This window comes from Cyanobium sp. Maggiore-St4-Cus, assembly GCF_024345615.1.
In the GTDB taxonomy this organism is placed as follows: domain Bacteria; phylum Cyanobacteriota; class Cyanobacteriia; order PCC-6307; family Cyanobiaceae; genus Cyanobium_A; species Cyanobium_A usitatum.
In genome coordinates this window covers 60255-78165 of the sequence record NZ_JAGQBL010000002.1, presented here as the reverse complement: position 1 = coordinate 78165, position 17911 = coordinate 60255, and the positions used below count along the sequence as shown (strand labels likewise).

Sequence of the window (17911 nt, the reverse complement as noted above, 5' to 3'; positions counted from 1 at the left end):
CACCTGCCATTCGCCAAACTGAGCAGATATCGAGTCGTTGCCCGTGCCCGCCCTGTTGAACGACCCAGTGCTTGGACTGGGTCTGACGGCGTTTGCCCTCCTGCTAGTCGCCCTGCCGCTGGCCTTCTGGTCCCTTAGCGGCGGCCGATCAAGCACGGCGGTCCGCTTGCTGGTTGCCGGCGCCAATCTCTGCCTCACGGCCCAATTGGTCTTGCGCTGGTGGGAATCGGGCCATTTCCCGATCAGCAACCTCTACGAATCCCTCTGCTTTCTCGCCTGGGGGTGCACCCTCACCCAGCTGCTGGTGGAGCGCACCTGGCCTTCGCCGTTGGTGCCTGCAGCGGCCACCCCCATGGCCCTCGGCTGTGTGGCTTTTGCAAGCTTCGCTCTGCCGGATCGGCTCCAGGAAGCCTCGCCACTGGTGCCGGCCCTGCGCTCTAGCTGGTTAGTGATGCACGTGAGCGTGATCATGATCAGCTATGCGGCCCTGCTGGTGGGGTCACTGCTTTCGTTGGCGGTGCTATTCACTGACCGCGGCAATTCGATGGAACTGCGCAGCAGCTCCATCGGCAGTGGCGGCTATCGCCAGGCCCAGCTGGCTACACCCCAGCTACAACTAAGCAGCGTGGCCATGCCCGCGGTTGAACAGCTTGATTCACTCAGCTACCGCACGATCACAGTGGGCTTCCTACTGCTGTCGGTTGGTCTGGTAAGTGGAGCGGTGTGGGCCAACGAGGCCTGGGGCAGCTGGTGGAGCTGGGATCCGAAGGAAACCTGGGCCCTGATCTGCTGGCTCGTCTACGCCGCCTATCTGCACACTCGCTTGATCCGTGGCTGGCAGGGCCGCAAGCCCGCGCTCGTAGCCGCAGCGGGTTTGGTCGTGATCGTGGTTTGCTATATCGGTGTAAATCTGCTGGGCATTGGCTTGCACAGCTATGGATGGTTCTTTGACAGCTAAGGCCTAAGCGCGCCTATTCAAAATAGATTAGGAGTGAAACCTTATCTGCCCCCCCCCCCCGCACACGGGCGCGGGGGATTTTGTACTAGTCAGATGCTCATGCGCCGGGACGCTTGCTGTTGCGAATACCGGTTATTGCTGCGGCGTAATCAGGCTGGTTGAAGACACCAGAACCACTAACAATGGCATTGGCGCCCGCTTCAATCACCTTCCAGGCGTTTTCAGCCTTGATGCCGCCATCCACCTCAATCCAGGGATCGAGGCCACGCTCATCGCACATGCGGCGCAGGTCGCGAATCTTTTGCACTTGGTTGTCGATGAAGCTTTGGCCACCGAACCCCGGGTTGACACTCATGATCAGCACTAGATCGCAGAGCTCCAGGCAGTAGTCCAGCGTGTCTAGAGGGGTACTGGGGTTGAGCACCGCACCAGCGAGCTTGCCTAGATCCTTGATCTGGGCAAGGTTGCGATGCAGGTGCGGGCAAGCCTCAACCTGCACAGAAATGATGTCAGCGCCAGCTTTGGCAAAATCAGCCACGTATCTCTCGGGCTCAACGATCATTAGGTGAACGTCGAGGGTCTTGGTGGTTACAGGCCTCAACGCCTGCACAATTAAGGGTCCAATGGTGATGTTCGGCACAAACCGGCCATCCATCACGTCAACGTGGATCCAGTCGGCACCAGCTTGATCGACAGCACGAACGTCGTCGCCGAGACGGGAGAAATCGGCGGACAGAATTGACGGGGAGATCACCAGGGATTTGGTGCTCATGCTGGATCAACCGATCGGGTGGCTTTGGATTGTAGGAAGTGGTCTGCAGACAAGCCTTGGGTGGTCCCTAGGTGCCATGGCCGCGAGCACTGATACAGTTGCGGCCGCTTCATCTTCGAAAGGCTTGGCAGCAACAGGCTTCTGACCTCGTGTACCGCCAGGCCGACGCCATTACTGAAGCCCATTCCCCTGCCGGATCAACGTGGATCGCACCCTCATCCAGGAAATTCTCGAGGTCGTTGAGCAAGCTGCCATCGCCTCTGCCGAACTGACCGGCCTGGGCAAGAAAGATGAAGCTGACGCTGCAGCAGTAGAGGCCATGCGCACTCGCATGGGCCTAATCCAGATGCAGGGCCGCATCGTTATCGGTGAGGGCGAGCGCGATGAAGCTCCCATGCTCTACATCGGCGAAGAAGTGGGCAGTGGCACCGGCCCCGGTGTGGATTTCGCCGTTGATCCCTGCGAGGGAACCAACCTTTGCGCCAACAGCCAGCGAGGGTCCATGGCCGTCCTGGCCGCTTCTGATCGCGGTGGACTTTTCAACGCTCCCGACTTCTACATGAAGAAACTGGCTGCACCCCCGGCAGCCAAAGGCAAGGTGGACATCCGTAAGTCGGCTACCGAGAACATCAAGATCCTCAGCGAGTGCCTTGGCCTTGCAGCCAGCGAACTGACCATCGTCGTGATGGACCGCGCTCGTCACAAAGACCTGATCGCTGAGATCCGGGCCACTGGCGCCAGGATTCAACCCATCTCGGACGGCGACGTTCAGGCCGCCATCGCCTGCGGTTTTGCAGGCACTGGCACCCATTGCCTGATGGGCATCGGCGCAGCCCCCGAGGGCGTGATCTCCGCCGCAGCCATGCGCGCCCTTGGCGGTCACTTTCAGGGCCAGCTCGTGTACGACCCGGCCGTGGCTCAGACCTCTGAGTGGGCTGACTACACCAAGGAAGGCAACATCGCCCGTCTTAACGAGATGGGTATCACCGACGTAGACAAAATCTATGAAGCAGAGGAGCTTGCCTCCGGTGAAAACGTGGTCTTCGCAGGCAGTGGCATCACCGATGGCCTGCTGTTCCACGGTGTCAAGTTTGAGAAGGATTGCACCCGCACCAGCTCCCTGGTGATCAGCAACCTGGACAACACCGCTCGTTTTACCAATACCATTCACATGAAGGATGGGGCCCAGAGCATTGCGCTGAGCTGACGCCTGCCCCAGTCCGAGCACCCCAGCCAGCCTCCATGCACATTGCCGTCGTCGGCCTCAGTCATCGCACGGCTCCAGTGGAGATCCGGGAGCGCCTCAGCATCCCGGATCAAACCATGGAGGCTTCGCTGCAGCAGCTGCGGGCCGATGACCAGGTGCTGGAGGCATCCATCCTCAGCACCTGCAATCGGCTGGAGATTTACACCCTGCTCCGTCATCCGGAGCGGGGTATTTCCGCAGTAGGAGCATTTTTAAGCCAGCTCTCCGGCCTGGCGGTCGAGGAGCTCACACCGCATCTATTTACTTTTCACCACGAGGAGGCGATCAGCCACCTGCTTAGGGTTTCAGCAGGCCTCGATTCCCTAGTGCTTGGGGAGGGGCAGATCCTCTCTCAAGTAAAAAAAATGGTGAGGCTTGGCCAGGAGCACCACTCCGTTGGGCCAATCCTCAATCGGCTGCTTACCCAGGCGGTTAGTACCGGTAAACGGGTCCGTACAGAAACGAAACTTGGCACCGGCGCTGTTTCGATAAGTTCAGCAGCTGTGGAGCTGGCCCAGCTCAAGGTGGGCCAAGCTCGAGGCCTCGACGAGCTGGTGCCCCTTGATCAGGAGCAGGTGGCGGTGGTGGGGGCAGGGCGCATGGCCCGTCTGCTGCTACAGCACCTTCAAGCCAAAGGCTGTAAGGGCCTTGTGCTGCTCAACCGCACGGTTAACAAGGCGGAACTACTGGCCGCTGACTTTCCAGCTCTGCCCGTTCAGTGCCGTCCCCTTGACGACCTTGACCATTGCCTCAGCACCTGCTCGCTGGTTTTCACTAGCACCGCTGCTGACACACCAATCATCACGGCTCAGCGCCTCAGCGGACTGAATCGCCGCTCCAGCTTGATGCTGGTTGACATCGGCGTGCCCCGCAACATTTCGGCGGATACGGCTGGCCTGCCCGGCGTGCACTCCTACGACGTTGATGATTTGCAAGAGGTGGTGAACCGCAACCAGGAGGCTCGGCGCGAAATGGCAGCTGAGGCCGAAGGGCTGCTGCAGGAGGAGTCTCGTGTCTTCCTGGAATGGTGGGACGGGCTTGAAGCGGTGCCGGTCGTAAACCGGCTCCGGCGCCAGCTGGAAGACATCCGTGAGCAGGAGCTCCAGAAGGCCTTAAGCCGCATGGGTCCAGACCTGTCAGCCAGGGAGCGCAAGGTGGTTGAAGCCCTCAGCAAGGGCATCATCAACAAGATCCTGCACACCCCTGTTACCAACCTGCGGGCCCCCCAACCGCGCCAGCAGCGACACAGCGCCATGAGGGTCCTGGAGGATCTGTTTGAGCTGCAGGAGCGCCCGCCAGAGCCTTGAACCAGCCCCAGCCTTGGGCACTGCAACAGTTCGTGCCGCAGGGGATCAAAAGGCTCGCCCAATAGCAGGACGCTCAAGTACGGTCAGCCCCGAGAACCGCTGGCAGCAGGATTTATGAAGCGTGTACTGGCAATAATTCTGGGAGGTGGTGCTGGTACCCGCCTTTACCCATTGACCAAAATGCGGGCCAAGCCAGCTGTGCCACTGGCAGGTAAATATCGGCTAATTGATATTCCAATCAGCAATTGCATTAATTCGGAAATCAATAAAATCTATGTACTTACCCAGTTCAACAGTGCGTCGCTGAATCGTCACCTGACGATGAGCTACAACCTTTCGGCTGGATTCGGCCAAGGCTTTGTGGAGGTTTTGGCAGCCCAGCAGACCCCAGAAAGCCCAAGCTGGTTTGAGGGCACAGCCGATGCAGTCCGTAAGTACCAGGGGCTTTTCCACGAATGGGACGTGGACCACTACCTGATTCTTTCCGGTGACCAGCTCTACCGGATGGACTACAGCCGTTTTGTTCAGCACCACATCGACACCGGCGCCCAGCTCACCGTTGGCGCCCTCCCGGTAGATCCTGCCCAGGCTGAGGACTTTGGCCTGATGCGCACCAGCAGTGATGGCCGTATCCAAGAATTTCGGGAGAAGCCCAAGGGTGAAGCCTTGGAGAGCATGCGGGTTGACACCCAGGCCCTTGGCCTGTCGCCGGAGGAGGCGGCCAAGCGCCCATACCTCGCCTCGATGGGCATCTATGTGTTCAGCCGCGACACCCTCTTTGACCTGCTGAGCAGCAACCCGTCCTCAACAGACTTTGGCAAGGAGATCATCCCCGCCTCCCTGGCCCGCGGCGACCGGCTCCAAAGCTTCCTCTTTGACGACTACTGGGAGGACATCGGTACTATCGGCGCCTTCTATGAAGCCAACCTGGCGCTTACCGATCAACCCAACCCTGCCTTCTCCTTCTACGACGAGAAGTTCCCGATTTACACCAGGCCTCGCTACTTGCCGCCCAGCAAGTTGCAGGACGCCCAGGTAACCGCCTCGATCATCGGTGAGGGATCCTTGCTCAAGGCCTGCAGCATTCATCACTGCGTACTGGGCGTGCGCTCCCGAGTTGAAGACGAGGTAGTGCTCCAGGACACCCTGGTGATGGGAGCCGACTACTTCGAGTCCTCTGAGGAACGCCTTCTACTACGTGAACGTGGGGGCATCCCCATCGGCGTGGGCAGGGGCAGCACCGTTAAACGGGCCATCATCGACAAGAACGTGCGGATCGGAGACAACGTCACGATCGTCAACAAGGACCACGTGGAGGAAGCTGACCGGCCCGAGCTCAGTTTCTACATACGCAACGGCATTGTGGTGGTTGTCAAAAATGGGACCATCGCTGACGGCACGGTGATCTGAGCAGGGGAAGCGGCCAAGGTGTCAGGCCAAAAACCAGGAGTTGCTGACACCTTTGCCACCAAGTTGTGACGGATGCCTGGGCTGACCAGCACGCTTCGCCACACTGTCGCCAAAAGCTTCAAATTCAGTCATGGGCAAGGCGCATTTCGGCCTGATCGGTTTGGGAGTGATGGGGGAAAACCTCGTCCTAAATGCTGAGCGCAACGGCTACTCCTCAGTTGTGTTCAATCGCACCAAGGCAAAAACCGATGAGTTTCTGGCTGGTCGTGGCGCCGGCAAGGACATTGTTGGCGCCGCGACCCTTGAGGAGTTTGTGGCGACCCTGGAGCGTCCACGCCGCATCCTGATGATGGTCAAGGCGGGACAGCCCGTTGACGACACGATTGCGGCAATCTCCCCCTTCCTTGAGGAGGGTGACCTGCTGATTGACGGCGGCAATTCTCTCTACGCCGATACGGAACGCCGCGTTGCCGAGCTGGAGAGCAAGAGCTTCGGCTACATCGGCATGGGCGTCTCCGGTGGCGCTAAAGGCGCCCTGGAAGGGCCGAGCATGATGCCCGGTGGCACCAAGGCGGCCTACGACGCCATTGAACCGTTGGTGCGCAAGATGGCAGCCCAGGTAGACGATGGTCCCTGTGTCACCTACATCGGCCCCGGGGGCGCTGGCCACTTCGTCAAAACGGTGCACAACGGCATCGAATACGGCATTGAACAGATCCTGGCTGAGGCCTACGACCTGATGAAGCGGGTTGGCGGACTGAACGGCGACCAGATGGCCGACGTTCTAGCCAGCTGGAATCAAACCGAGGAGTTGGCCTCATTCCTGGTGGAGATCACCGAGGTTTGCCTGCGCACCAAGGATCCAGAAACCGGTGCCGATCTGGTGGAGGCGATTGTGGATGCGGCTGGCCAAAAGGGCACTGGTCTTTGGACCGTGGTGAGTGCCTTGGAGATGGGTGTTCCCGTGCCAACCATCTATGCCGCCCTAAATGCCCGAGTGCTGAGCTCGCTGCGCTCCGAGCGCCTAGAGGCGGGCGCCCTGCTGCCAGAGCCTTTCCCCCACAGCTTCGATCTTGGCAGCGCGGCAGATGCCATGGCTCCCCTGCGCGATGCCTGCATTGCCGCCTGCATCGTCAGCTACGGCCAGGGCATGGCCCTGCTGCAGGAAGCCTCAAAGCTGCACGATTACAACCTCAATTTTTCGGCCATCGGCCAGATCTGGAAAGGGGGCTGCATCATCCGGGCCCGCTTGCTGCAGCGAATTCAGGATGCTTACAGCGCCAACCCCAGCCTGGCAAACCTGATGCTCGACCCCTGGTTTGCCGAGCAGATCAACAGCCGTCTACCGGGCCTGCGGCAGGTGGTTGCCGGCGCTGCCCTGGCGGGGATTCCCGTGCCCTGCTTAAGCAGCACCCTCGATTACATCGACAGCTACCGCAGCGCCCGCCTACCCCAAAACCTGGTCCAGGCCATGCGCGACTGCTTTGGCTCCCACACCTACGAGCGGGTCGACAAGCCTGGCAACTTCCACACCGAGTGGCTGGACTGATCCAATGACCCCAATAACTCCAGGCTCCACCACTCGCTATCGCCTGGTGGTGGCTGAGTCGGCAGCTGAGCTCGCCCGTCAGACGGCCCAAGCCCTGGCCTCTGAGATTGATCAGGTACTTGCCCAGCGCGACCGCGCTCAGATAGCACTCGCCGGCGGAGAGACACCAAGGGCGACCTATCGCTTACTTGGTCAGCAACACCTGCCCTGGGATCGGGTCGATGTGCTCCTCGGCGATGAGCGTTGGGTACCAAGCGAAGACCCCTCCAGTAATGCCCGCATGCTTAGGGAAACCTTGATGGCGGAGCTCCCCGGTAGCAAGGCCTGCTTGCACCGGGTTCCCACCCAGCTCGCCAGCCCCGAGCAAGGAGCGGCAGCGTACGCAGACCTGCTGCAACAGCTGTGCGGCGACTTCCCACCAGTGCTGGACGTGGTGCTGTTGGGTCTCGGCGACGATGGTCACACCGCCTCGTTGTTTCCTGGCACCGCTGCACCTGGGGTGCGGGACCGCTCCGTAACCCTGGGGGAGGGCAAGGGTCTGCCCCGGGTCAGCCTTACGGCACCAACCCTTTCAGCGGCGCGGCGGGTGGTCTTCCTTGTGAGTGGGGCTGGCAAGGTGCAGGCCTTGCAACGGTTACTCGATCCAGAAGAATCGCCCCTGCGCACCCCAGCCAAGTTGGTGCAGCCCACCAGTGAGACTGAGGTGCTGATATTGGCTGACCAAGCAGCAGCAGCTGGAGTCAGCCTGTGATTCCCATCGCCAGCGGCGACGGCTTCATTGGCTGGCATGCCTTAAACGACACCGTGATGGGTGGGCGCAGCCAGGGCAACTGCCGGATCGCCTCAACCGGGCTGGAGTTTGAAGGCACGCTCGTTGAGGAGGGAGGGGGCTTCATCAGTTGCCGCTCGCCTCTGTTTTCTCCCCCTCTCGATCTTTCGAGTTGTGAGGGGCTCGAACTTGAGCTGCTTGGTGCTGGCAGACGCTTCAAGTTGGCGGTTGCCTGCGCTGACGGTCTGGCCGGACTCACCAACTTAATCCCGGGGGGCCTGCGCTGGGTGATCGAATTCGCTACGGAGCCAGAGGGGCCCAGCCTCTTGAGGATTCCATTCGCGGATCTAAGAGCCTCGGTGCGCGCTAAGCCGGTGGGACTGCCCTTGAACTTTGACCCAAGCCGGATCACCCGGCTGCAGCTTTTGCATTCACGCTTCGCCGATGATGGCGGCTTAAATGCTGGCTTCCGCGCCGGTCCGATATACCTACAACTTCGCGCTGTACGTGGCTACCCCTGAGCTAGTTAATAGCAACCTGCAACAGCTGGTGGCAGCCGCCGCCGATCTCTGCCGCAAACCTTGGCGTCATGCCGTGCTGCCCCTGGATGATGCCCAGCGCTGCGACGATTGCAACCTGAGACTGGAGGTAAGACAGGCTGATGGGGAGCGCTATCCCGCCGCCGATCTCGAAATTGAGATCTATCGCAGCGGTAATGACCTCAACCTCACCCTGGCCTGGTGCCACGACCAGCAACGCCCCCTGCTTTGGCAGGGGAGCCATCCGGTGTGGATGGAGCCGGAGTCAGGGCTCCGCTGCGAGCGACCAGTTGATGGTGCCCCCCTGGAGGCATTGGCACGAAGGCTCAGGGCGCTGTTGGTGCCGCTTGACTGAGTCTTAGCTCAACGATCAGATCTCATCGGTCACCGCACCCCTGCTGCTGCTGCCAACAAGCCGGGCATATTTGCCAAGTACCCCGGTGCGATAACGGGGCTCAGGCTTGACCCAGGCGGAGCGCCGCCGAGCGATTTCCGCATCTGGCACATTGAGCTGGATCAGTAGTTCGATGGCGTCCACCGTGATGCTGTCCCCTTCCTCCACCAGGCCGATTGTGCCGCCCACGGCAGCCTCGGGTGCAACGTGACCCACAACAAGACCAAAGGAGCCACCTGAAAAGCGGCCATCGGTGATCAGAGCCACCGAATCGAGCATGCCCTGGCCCACGATTGCCGCCGTGGGACTAAGCATCTCTCGCATCCCAGGGCCACCCACCGGGCCCTCATTGCGCACAACGACCACATCACCGGGGTTGATCTGCTTATCAAGGATTGCGGCCAGGCAGGATTCCTCGCTTTCAAAAACCCTTGCTGGGCCTGTAATTACAGGGTTTTTAACACCACTTATCTTGGCCACCGCACCCTCTTCAGCCAAGTTTCCCTTGAGTATCGCCAGGTGCCCTTTGGGATAAAGGGGGTTGCTAAGTGGACGGATCACGTCCTGACCAGAGGGGGGCTCGGAAGGAACAGACGCCAACAACTCAGCCAGAGTTTTGCCCTCGATGGTGCGGCAATCGCCATGAAGTAAGCCCGCATCGAGCAGCAGCTTCATCACCTGGGGTATGCCACCGGCCTGATGGAGGTCAACGGTTACATAGCGGCCACTGGGCTTTAGATCGCAGATCACTGGCACCCGCTGGCGGATCGTCTCAAAGTCGTCGATGCTTAGAGGTACTCCAGCGGTGCGGGCGACCGCCAGTAGGTGCAACACGGAATTGGTAGAGCCACCTACCGCCATGATCACGCTGATCGCATTTTCGAAGGCCTCGCGGGTGAGTAGGTCACTAGGCAAGATGTTTGCCTTAAGTGCATCAACCAAAACCTCAGCGCTCCGAGCAGCACTCTCTGCTTTCTCAGGGTCCTCAGCTGCCATGGTGGAGCTGTAGGGCAGGCTTAACCCCAACACCTCAAAGGCAGCACTCATGGTGTTGGCAGTGAACATGCCACCGCAACTACCGGCACCTGGACAGGCATTCTTTTCAATAGCAGTGAGCTCCTGCTCATCAATGCGACCACCGCTGTATTGACCGACTGCCTCAAAAGCACTTACTACCGTGAGATCACAGGCACCGAGCTTGCCAGGTTTAATCGTGCCACCGTAAACAAAGATCGAGGGAATATTCATGCGCGCCATCGCCAACATGGCTCCTGGCATATTTTTGTCACAACCACCAATTGCCAGCAAGCCATCCATACTTTGGGCGTTACAGGCAGTTTCAATCGAATCGGCAATCACCTCGCGGCTCACCAGGGAATACTTCATACCCTCCGTGCCCATTGATATGCCATCGCTCACCGTGATGGTGCCAAACATCTGGGGCATGGCACCGGCTGTTTGAAGAGCCGTCTCGGCGCGCTGGGCAAGCTCGTTTAAGCCCAGGTTGCAGGGTGTAATTGTGCTGTAGCCATTGGCAATGCCAATAATTGGCTTGTTAAAATCGCCATCGCCAAAGCCAACCGCCCGCAACATGGCACGGTTAGGGGAGCGCTGGATGCCTTGCGTGATCGCTGCGGAGCGGAGCATGGTGATGGGTTGGGCTTGAAGAAACCTACCCACCGGGCCGAATGACCCCGGAGCCCTAACCCTGGATGGTCATGGTCTCCAGTTGACGGCGCACATCATCGATCGCCTGGTTGAGCTCATGGACCCGATCGTGAAGGTCCCGATCCGTCCTGACAGCCGCCGGCGAGGCAGCGATGGCAGCGGCCCGGGCAGGCCGGCCTTGGTGCCGGCGTCGCTCTGCTTCAGCAAGCAACCACCAGGCAAGGCCAGCAGCACCAATAACAGCTCCAGCCAAGACGCTGAGGCTGGAACTGCCACCGGCTGGGGTGCCGCCGTTGTGATTACCCATAAATCAAGCCCTTTCTTTAGCGAGCCTAGGTATCGGTGGGCATTTCATCCAGCACCGTGCCACCGAACAACCGCTGATTCACATCGCCGATACCCGGCACGATCGCACCGACTTCGTTCAAATCAGGATCGATGCCAGCGGCATAGATGGTGAGGCTGCCGTGCCGCTCACCCACAGCCTTGAGTCCTGGCCCAGAGGCCAGGGATGTAATCACTCGTAGGCGATCACCGGTCACGCCTAGGGCTGAAAGGTCATCGAGGAGTTGGAGCAGGGATTCGCCGTCTCCCAGTTCCGCTACAAACAGCAAAACTCCGCAGCGGGGGGCGATTGGCCCGGCTGGAGGGGTTATCACGCCCAGGCTTTCTTGTAGGTGGAGCACCTGGGCCGAGGGAAGAACTGTTTGGCCGCCCTGCCAAAGGCCAAGCCCAGCGGTTAGGAGGGGCAAAGCCAGCAGGGGAACCGCTGGATCCACCACGTCTGCCTCCGCCGCACAAAGGGGTGATTCCAACTGGATGCGCCTGTGGGGCAGCCAATCGCGCACAGCCTCATAGGTGAGCCAGCGACCTAGCTCGGTAGTAGCGGAGGCGTAAAGCGAACTAGGCGTGTGTCGATCGCGCAGTACGCCAAGCCAGTGGCCAATCAGGGGGTGGGGGGGAACCACCACCCGCAAAGCCATCACCATGGTTGCCATAACTTGATGATTCACCGTAAGTGCGCGCCCATGAGCTCGAGATCTGAAAGCCGAGCGAGTTGGTCTGGTGGCTGGCTGCTGGCCGCACTGGCCCTGGTGCTGACCTGGTGCCTTGGGGTCTCTCCGGCCGCAGCGATCACCGCGCCTGAGCTGCGCAGCCAGCGTTCTCTACAAGACCTCCAACCAGACATGCACGGCCGCAACCTTCAACAGCAGGAGTTTTTGAAGGCGACTTTGGCTGGCTTCGATCTGAGCGGCACCGATCTGCGCGGAGCTGTTTTCAACAGCAGCGACCTACGGGGAGCCAACCTGAAGGACGCCAACCTGGAAGACGCGGTGGCCTTCGCAAGTCACTTTGAAGACACTGACCTCAGTGGTGCCGTGCTGCGAAACGCCATGTTGATGCAAAGCCACTTCAAAGGGGCAACCATTGAAGGCGCCGACTTCAGTGATGCAGTGCTCGATCTGCCTGAGCAGAAAGCACTCTGTAAAAGAGCTGCCGGTGTCAATCCGAGCACCGGAGTCGCCACTAAAGAGAGCCTGGCGTGCCGGTAGGGCCCCTTGCACTTAGCATCTAATTTCCGGTTCCAGTGGGGATCAGCCACTGGAGGTAAGGGGGAAAGGTCGGTGAAAATCCGGCACTGTCCCGCAGCTGTGAAGGCTATGGCCCGCAAATCTGCTCCAACTTTGGGGCCTGCTTGCGATCCATTACCAAGTCAGAACGCCCGCCGGTTTTGTTCCTCCTACGGCGCGGACCGGCCCATGAATTTGATCAAAACACCATCCAACGGCCAAGCCCTGGTCAGCTGGCTCCTAGTTGCTGGCCTGGCATCAATCGGCATTGGCGCCCTTAGCCCAGTCCAGGCCCATCATTTTGCCGATATCGGCCAGCTAAAGCCAACCATTTTCAATGGCGTGCTGAGTGGCCTCGCCCACCCAGTGCTGGGGCCGGATCATCTGCTTTTCCTGCTGGCACTTTCTTTGGTAGGGCTGCAAAAACGGCTTAGCTGGAGCCTGGGACTTCTCGCTGTTGGCTTGCTTGGTAGTGGCGCTGGACTGCTGTGGCCAGGGATGCCAGGCGCTGAATCCCTGGTGGCCTGCACCCTGATTGTTGAGGCCCTGGTGTTGCTAAGGCGCTTGCCGTCCTTGCTGCTGCTTCCCGCCATGGCCTTGCACGGCTATGTACTAAGCGGCCCCGTTTTTGGCTGGAGCGCCATGCCCGTAGTGGCCTACGGCACTGGCCTGTTTCTTTCCCAGGCAGGCCTGCTTGCGCTGGCACTTATTGCGTTGCGACCCTTGGGGACACGCCTTTCTTCAACCCAGCTGCGCTGGCTTAGTTTCGCCCTAATGGCCCTTGGCGGCACCTGGGCCCTGGCAGGCTTGGCGGCCTGAGATGACGACACAAAGTGGAAGGCTGCCTGTCACCGTGGTGACAGGTTTTCTGGGCGCGGGCAAAACAACCTTGCTGCGTCATCTGCTGCTGAACAGCGGTCAGCGACTGGCTGTGCTGGTCAATGAATTTGGCGAGGTGGGTATCGACGGAGACCTGCTCCGCAGCTGTGGTTTTTGCCCAGAAGATGAGCTAGACACCCGCCTGGTGGAGTTGGCAAATGGCTGCCTCTGCTGCACGGTCCAAGACGACTTCCTGCCAACCATGGAGAAGCTGCTTGAGAGAGCAGAAAGCCTCGATGGGATCGTGGTGGAAACCAGTGGCCTGGCCCTGCCCGAACCATTGATTGCAGCCCTGAATTGGCCGCAAATCCGCACTCGCATTCGCCTCAATGGCGTGGTGGCAGTAGTCGATGGCGAAGCCCTTGCAGCAGGCAGTGTGGTGGCAAATCCAGCCGCTCTCGAGGTCCAGCGGCTCGCTGATCCAAGCCTGGATCACGCTTCGGCTATCGATGAACTGTTTGCCGAGCAGCTTGAGGCTGCCGATCTGGTTTTGATTAGCCGGGCCGACTGCCTATCTGCAGGCGAGATTGATCTGGTGCATGAGGCCCTTGCCCCCCAGCTGCAGCCCGGAGCTGTGCTGTTGTCGATGGGCAGGGGGGTGGTCTCCCCAGAGCTCGTGCTGGGCCTTGAGCGCCGGCAGCCAAACACCACAGGCCATGAGCATCACGACCATGACCATGATCATGATCACCATGATCACCATGATCACCATGATCACCATGATCACCATGATCACCACGATCACGGGCATCACGATCACAGCCATGTTGCCATCGAGACGCTTGCCCTCGAGCTGGCTGGCGATTTTTGCCGGGTTGCCCTTGAGCAACAACTGCTGCATTTGGTGAGTGATAGCGCCCTGATCCGGCTCAAGGGCCGTCTTTGGCTTTCAGGTAAGAACTTGCCGCTTCAGATCCAGGCTGTTGGACCACGGCTGGAGTGCTGGTTTGAATCCGGGGCTGGGCAGGCTTCGGTCACCCAGCAGGCCCCAGGCCTAGAGCTGGTTTTGCTTGGCTTCCAACTGGATCGCCCTGCAATCGAAGCCTGCCTAGACCAGGCCCTGACCGGTGAGCTGGCAGCTGCTAACTAGCTGATCAATCCAAGGGGATATCCCCTTGGGCGCATAGCCCGTTCCAGCAGAGCGCAGGCCCCGCAATCCAGCTGGTTTCAACCGGCAACCACCCTGTTGAATCAAGCATCTGCACCGTGCCAGTGCCGTCGTTGCGGAAGTCGATTCGACGCGGGCCGAGCTCAATTGTCCACCGAATAGGCAGCTCTGCTGCCGGGGCTTGAACGAGCATCGTGCATGGCTGCCAAGGCCCATCAGCCAGACGGCACTGCAACGGCTGGGAAAGCGCAGCTGGCACACAAAGGGCTATCAAGCCAGCCAGCAGAGCCCTGCAGGCTGGCAAGACGCCAATTGGAACTGAGTTGAAGCGCCAAACCACGGCCGAAATACCAGCGGGCTGCTTTCAAGCTGACCAAAAGTGACGTCAGCGGGCCACCGGGCTGCCAAGATTTAACAAACCTCCTGCTCCTCTGGTGCCACTCTTCCGCGCTCGCGTTCAGGTTTCACTTCGGCCCTCGGTGCTTGATCCGGCTGGCGAGGCCACCAGGGCTGCAGCGGCCCGACTCGGCGTCGATGGCGTCCGCAGCTTGCGCATCGGCAAGGCAATAGAGCTGGAACTGGAGGCTCCGGACAAAACCACCGCCCAAGCTCAGCTGGAGCTACTCAGTGACCGCTTGTTTGCCAATCCTGTGATCGAAAATTGGCAGCTAGAGCTGCTTGAAAAGGCCGGGGAGCAGCAGCAATGACCATTGGCATCGTGGTGTTTCCAGGCTCAAATTGCGACCGGGATGTGCGCTGGGCCTTAGAGGGTTGTGTCGGTCTACCGACTCGCTTCCTTTGGCATGAGGAGCGCGATCTCAGCGGCCTAGACGCTGTGGTAATCCCTGGCGGCTTCAGCTATGGAGACTATTTGCGTTGCGGTGCAATTGCCAGGTTTGCCCCCGTATTGGAGTCGGTGAGGGTTTTCGCTGAAGCAGGCGGTGCGGTGTTGGGTATCTGCAATGGCTTTCAGGTACTCACTGAGATGGGGTTGTTGCCAGGTGCTCTCACTCGCAATGCACGGCTGCATTTTCTCTGTGAACCAACCCCGCTGAGCGTTAATCCGGGCAACTGTCGCTGGCTGAAAGGGTATGGCGAGGCTGAAGCGATCGTGCTGCCGATCGCCCATGGGGAGGGGCGATACCAGTGCGAGAGCGAGCAACTGGCCGAGCTCGAAGCAAATGGTCAGGTGGTGTTGCGCTATGCAAGCAATCCCAACGGCTCGGTTGGTGATGTGGCGGGCCTAACCAACGCAGGCGGCAATGTGCTGGGGCTGATGCCCCATCCGGAGCGGGCCTGCGACCCGCTCACGGGGGGGCTCGACGGATTGAGGCTGCTTGCCAGCCTGCGCAATTGAAGCCGGGCGAGCTCGACACACAGCAATTGGTCGCAAAAAAAGGGGGCCGAAGGCCCCCGGTTTGATCGCTGAGGACCAAACAATTCCAGCCCTGATAGCAATCAGTTGACGGCGGCGAAGAACTCCTTGCTCTTAACCGGGTCGGGATTCATGGTCTTATCACCGGGATTCCAGTTTGCTGGGCAGACTTCGTCTGGGTTGTTGCGGATGTGCTGGAAAGCCTGCAGCAGACGTAGGGTCTCGTCCACACTGCGGCCCACGGGCAAATTGTTGATTGTGCTTTGCATGATCACGCCATCAGGATCAATGATGAACAGACCACGTAGAGCCACGCCTGCATCCTCATCGAGTACTTCGTAGGAGCGGGCGATGTCCTTCTTGAGGTCTGCAACGAGGGGATAGGCGATATCGCCGATACCACCGTTCTTACGATCTGTCTGAACCCAGGCGAGGTGGCTGAACTGGCTATCGACGGAAACACCCAGCACTTCGCAGTTGCGGCTGGAGAAGTCTGCGTAGCGTTCGGAGAAAGCGATGATCTCCGTTGGGCAGACGAAGGTGAAATCGAGGGGGTAGAAGAACAACACCACGTACTTGCCGCGGTACTGGGAGAGACTGATCTCCTTGAATTCCTGATCCACCACGGCGGTGGCTGTGAAATCTGGAGCCTGCAGGCCAACTAGCCGGGACATGCTGGTTAAGGAAGTGAGGGCTGGGCGCACTGGGGACTTCAGTCCAAAGTCGGATCGACTACCAGTTGCTGTTCACAATTTATCACATGATCCAGGCTGATGGGGCCATAGGCTGATCCTTGTGTTGTCTATGGGAGTGATGGCGATGGCTTGGGAGCCGAGTGTGCTGCGGAAATACAACACGACTGGGCATTTCCGTCTGCTTAGCCAGCTGCGCTCTGAACTGAAGGGCAACCCATTGGTCCGGCCCAAGGAAGGCCAGAGCATTGGAGAGGTCAACCGCAGCAAGTCGTTGATTCGGGCAATTGAGGGGCGCTCCCAGGGCTATGGCCGTGGACGCCGGGGTGGTGCTGCCACAACTGCTGGCGCCTCCTCTGCCTCGTCGGAAATTCAACAATTAAAGCTTGATCCAGATCCACTTGAGCTGATGGGAAGCATTGCAAGCGAAAACGTCGATGGGGCCTCATTTCGAGAAAGGCTCAACACAGTCGAGTTGCGCTAGTTAGGAGGGAGATAGAAAATAAAAAGGGGCCAAAAGCAAGGCCCAGTCAAAGAAATGGCTCGGGGGAGACTTGAACTCCCGACCTTGGGGTTATGAATCCCACGCTCTAACCAGCTGAGCTACCGAGCCGTTGATTGAGTTTATCAGGCCCTAGGTGGCAGAAACTGAAGAGGGTTGGCAGCCCCGGAGCTCGGGGGATGGATCTCGAAGTGGAGGTGGGGTCCGGTGCTTCGGCCCGTGCTGCCCATATGGGAAATCAATGATCCCTGTTCAACATCCTGCCCAACTCGGACCATTAGGCGGCTGTTGTGGCCGTAAAGGGAGCGGCTGCCATCGGCATGGGCCAAGGTCACCAAGTAGCCGTAGCCGCCGTCATGCCAGCCCGAGAAGACCACCCGACCGGCCTTGGCCGCCACGATCGGTGTCCCCACGTTGTTGGCTACGTCGATCCCCTTGTGCATGCGACCCCAGCGCCAGCCGTATCCGGAAGAAAAAACTCCCTTGGTCGGCCAAATCCAGCCCTGGGCTGAGCTTGGGCCAGCAAAGGGATTGTTGAGCTCATCAAAACCAGGCAGTTCGGGCCAACTGATACCGCCGCTAGTGGTTGGCTTGAGCCCCAGCACCATGCGGGTGCGACCGGAAGACGCCTGAGCGAGGCGTACCTGGCTACCGACGACAAGGCGTGCGGTTTCAAGGCCAGGATTGAGACGCAGCAGTTCCTGCAGGGTCAGTCCATAGCGCTGAGCAATCTTTACGACGGTGTCGCCAAAGCGGACAACAGCACGCTCCTCCACAGGAGGAAGGGACTGGAGAGGAGGTGTACGGCGCAGCTCGCTGGTATCGATCGCTGCCAGCTGCTTTATTTGCCTCGACTGCTGGCTGGGAACAACAAGCCAGTCACCTTGACGAAAATGGTGGTCTTCGTTGACGTCGTTGAGCTTGGCCAATCGCTCTTCGGCGAGCTTGAGGCTGCTGGATAGCTCTTCAACGCTGATGGGCTGCCGCACCTTGACCCAGATCTTGTCGATGCTGGGGGCAGGTAGGGCAGCGATCAAAGAATCAACAGAAGCCTTCTCGATATCGGCGGGGTCAAGAGCTGCGACCACTGCCGGCAGGGCAATGGCGCAGGGGATCAGGAATCGCAGAGTCGTTTGCAAAGGCTTCATGCAATTCATTCAGTCGGACAAAAC

21 protein-coding genes, 1 tRNA gene and 1 riboswitch are annotated in these 17911 nt (G+C 59.7%); of the genes, 14 read left to right on the top strand and 8 right to left on the bottom strand.

Features of this window, described 5'->3' with window-relative positions; all coding sequences use genetic code 11:
• Positions 1 to 43: 43 nt before the first annotated feature.
• Positions 44 to 958: a c-type cytochrome biogenesis protein CcsB gene (gene ccsB, locus KBY99_RS02135; protein ID WP_254941063.1), complete on the top strand. Its 915-nt coding sequence runs from the start codon at positions 44 to 46 to the stop codon at positions 956 to 958.
• Between the two features lie 97 nt (positions 959 to 1055).
• Here ccsB and rpe read toward each other — a convergent pair whose 3' ends face one another.
• Complete coding sequence (rpe, locus tag KBY99_RS02130; RefSeq protein ID WP_254936797.1) at positions 1056 to 1730, bottom strand: ribulose-phosphate 3-epimerase; 675 nt, start codon at positions 1728 to 1730, stop codon at positions 1056 to 1058.
• Positions 1731 to 1932: 202 nt separating this feature from the next.
• Between rpe and glpX the strand changes: the two genes are divergently transcribed.
• The 7 genes from glpX to KBY99_RS02095 all read left to right on the top strand — a co-directional run bounded on the left by glpX (position 1933) and on the right by KBY99_RS02095 (position 8905).
• Positions 1933 to 2937, top strand: coding sequence for a class II fructose-bisphosphatase (gene glpX / locus KBY99_RS02125; RefSeq protein WP_106501811.1), 1005 nt, complete (start codon positions 1933 to 1935; stop codon positions 2935 to 2937).
• A gap of 35 nt (positions 2938 to 2972) precedes the next feature.
• Complete coding sequence (locus tag KBY99_RS02120) at positions 2973 to 4283, top strand: glutamyl-tRNA reductase (protein WP_254997047.1); 1311 nt, start codon at positions 2973 to 2975, stop codon at positions 4281 to 4283.
• A 114-nt stretch (positions 4284 to 4397) separates the two neighbouring features.
• A complete protein-coding gene (locus KBY99_RS02115) occupies positions 4398 to 5693 on the top strand; it encodes a glucose-1-phosphate adenylyltransferase (protein WP_254997046.1) in 1296 nt (431 codons plus the stop codon).
• Positions 5694 to 5823: 130 nt separating this feature from the next.
• Positions 5824 to 7242: an NADP-dependent phosphogluconate dehydrogenase gene (gene gndA, locus KBY99_RS02110; protein WP_254997045.1), complete on the top strand. Its 1419-nt coding sequence runs from the start codon at positions 5824 to 5826 to the stop codon at positions 7240 to 7242.
• A 4-nt stretch (positions 7243 to 7246) separates the two neighbouring features.
• Complete coding sequence (gene pgl, locus KBY99_RS02105; RefSeq protein WP_254997044.1) at positions 7247 to 7993, top strand: 6-phosphogluconolactonase; 747 nt, start codon at positions 7247 to 7249, stop codon at positions 7991 to 7993.
• Positions 7990 to 8532 carry a CIA30 family protein gene (locus KBY99_RS02100; RefSeq protein WP_254997043.1) on the top strand — a complete coding sequence of 181 codons (543 nt, stop codon included), beginning with the start codon at positions 7990 to 7992 and terminating at the stop codon, positions 8530 to 8532. Before pgl ends, KBY99_RS02100 begins: the two co-directional genes overlap by 4 nt.
• Positions 8519 to 8905, top strand: coding sequence for a hypothetical protein (locus tag KBY99_RS02095; RefSeq protein ID WP_254997042.1), 387 nt, complete (start codon positions 8519 to 8521; stop codon positions 8903 to 8905). The genes KBY99_RS02100 and KBY99_RS02095 overlap by 14 nt, the downstream gene beginning before the upstream one ends.
• A 15-nt stretch (positions 8906 to 8920) precedes the next feature.
• Here KBY99_RS02095 and ilvD read toward each other — a convergent pair whose 3' ends face one another.
• From ilvD to KBY99_RS02080, 3 genes are read right to left on the bottom strand one after another with little or no spacing between them, the layout of a single operon-like run.
• On the bottom strand, positions 8921 to 10591 hold the full coding sequence (gene ilvD / locus KBY99_RS02090) for a dihydroxy-acid dehydratase (protein WP_254997041.1): 1671 nt from the start codon (positions 10589 to 10591) through the stop codon (positions 8921 to 8923).
• Positions 10592 to 10646: 55 nt separating this feature from the next.
• Entirely contained in the window at positions 10647 to 10919 is a 273-nt protein-coding gene (locus tag KBY99_RS02085; protein WP_254997040.1) for a hypothetical protein, read from the bottom strand.
• A 25-nt stretch (positions 10920 to 10944) separates the two neighbouring features.
• Positions 10945 to 11625, bottom strand: a complete 681-nt coding sequence (locus tag KBY99_RS02080; protein ID WP_315857934.1) for a uracil phosphoribosyltransferase — start codon at positions 11623 to 11625, stop codon at positions 10945 to 10947.
• A gap of 15 nt (positions 11626 to 11640) precedes the next feature.
• Here KBY99_RS02080 and KBY99_RS02075 point away from each other — a divergent pair, with 15 nt between their 5' ends.
• The 3 genes from KBY99_RS02075 (at position 11641) to KBY99_RS02065 (ending at position 14152) form a co-directional block, all read left to right on the top strand.
• On the top strand, positions 11641 to 12165 hold the full coding sequence (locus KBY99_RS02075; RefSeq protein WP_254997038.1) for a pentapeptide repeat-containing protein: 525 nt from the start codon (positions 11641 to 11643) through the stop codon (positions 12163 to 12165).
• A gap of 10 nt (positions 12166 to 12175) precedes the next feature.
• A riboswitch (cobalamin riboswitch) is annotated at positions 12176 to 12358 on the top strand.
• A gap of 14 nt (positions 12359 to 12372) precedes the next feature.
• The gene (locus tag KBY99_RS02070) at positions 12373 to 13002 is read left to right on the top strand and encodes a HupE/UreJ family protein (protein ID WP_254997036.1); all 630 of its coding nucleotides are present in this window, start codon (positions 12373 to 12375) and stop codon (positions 13000 to 13002) included.
• A 1-nt stretch (position 13003) separates the two neighbouring features.
• On the top strand, positions 13004 to 14152 hold the full coding sequence (locus tag KBY99_RS02065) for a GTP-binding protein (RefSeq protein ID WP_254997035.1): 1149 nt from the start codon (positions 13004 to 13006) through the stop codon (positions 14150 to 14152).
• Positions 14153 to 14156: 4 nt separating this feature from the next.
• On the opposite strand, the gene KBY99_RS02060 is transcribed toward KBY99_RS02065, so the two are convergent.
• Positions 14157 to 14363, bottom strand: a complete 207-nt coding sequence (locus KBY99_RS02060; RefSeq protein ID WP_254997033.1) for a hypothetical protein — start codon at positions 14361 to 14363, stop codon at positions 14157 to 14159.
• Positions 14364 to 14604: 241 nt separating this feature from the next.
• On the opposite strand from KBY99_RS02060, the gene purS reads away from it, so the two are divergent.
• A complete protein-coding gene (purS, locus tag KBY99_RS02055; protein ID WP_254997030.1) occupies positions 14605 to 14877 on the top strand; it encodes a phosphoribosylformylglycinamidine synthase subunit PurS in 273 nt (90 codons plus the stop codon).
• Positions 14874 to 15527, top strand: coding sequence for a phosphoribosylformylglycinamidine synthase subunit PurQ (gene purQ, locus KBY99_RS02050; protein WP_254997028.1), 654 nt, complete (start codon positions 14874 to 14876; stop codon positions 15525 to 15527). Before purS ends, purQ begins: the two co-directional genes overlap by 4 nt.
• Before the next feature lie 101 nt (positions 15528 to 15628).
• On the opposite strand, the gene KBY99_RS02045 is transcribed toward purQ, so the two are convergent.
• Complete coding sequence (locus KBY99_RS02045) at positions 15629 to 16219, bottom strand: peroxiredoxin (RefSeq protein WP_254997026.1); 591 nt, start codon at positions 16217 to 16219, stop codon at positions 15629 to 15631.
• 145 nt (positions 16220 to 16364) lie between these two features.
• Here KBY99_RS02045 and KBY99_RS02040 point away from each other — a divergent pair, with 145 nt between their 5' ends.
• Complete coding sequence (locus tag KBY99_RS02040) at positions 16365 to 16721, top strand: hypothetical protein (RefSeq protein WP_254997025.1); 357 nt, start codon at positions 16365 to 16367, stop codon at positions 16719 to 16721.
• A 55-nt stretch (positions 16722 to 16776) separates the two neighbouring features.
• Here the strand turns inward: KBY99_RS02040 and KBY99_RS02035 are convergent.
• Positions 16777 to 16850, bottom strand: a tRNA-Met gene (locus tag KBY99_RS02035).
• Positions 16851 to 16864: 14 nt separating this feature from the next.
• Positions 16865 to 17887 (bottom strand): peptidoglycan DD-metalloendopeptidase family protein, encoded by a 1023-nt coding sequence (locus tag KBY99_RS02030; RefSeq protein ID WP_254997024.1) that lies wholly within the window; start codon positions 17885 to 17887, stop codon positions 16865 to 16867.
• Between the last annotated feature and the right edge of the window lie 24 nt (positions 17888 to 17911).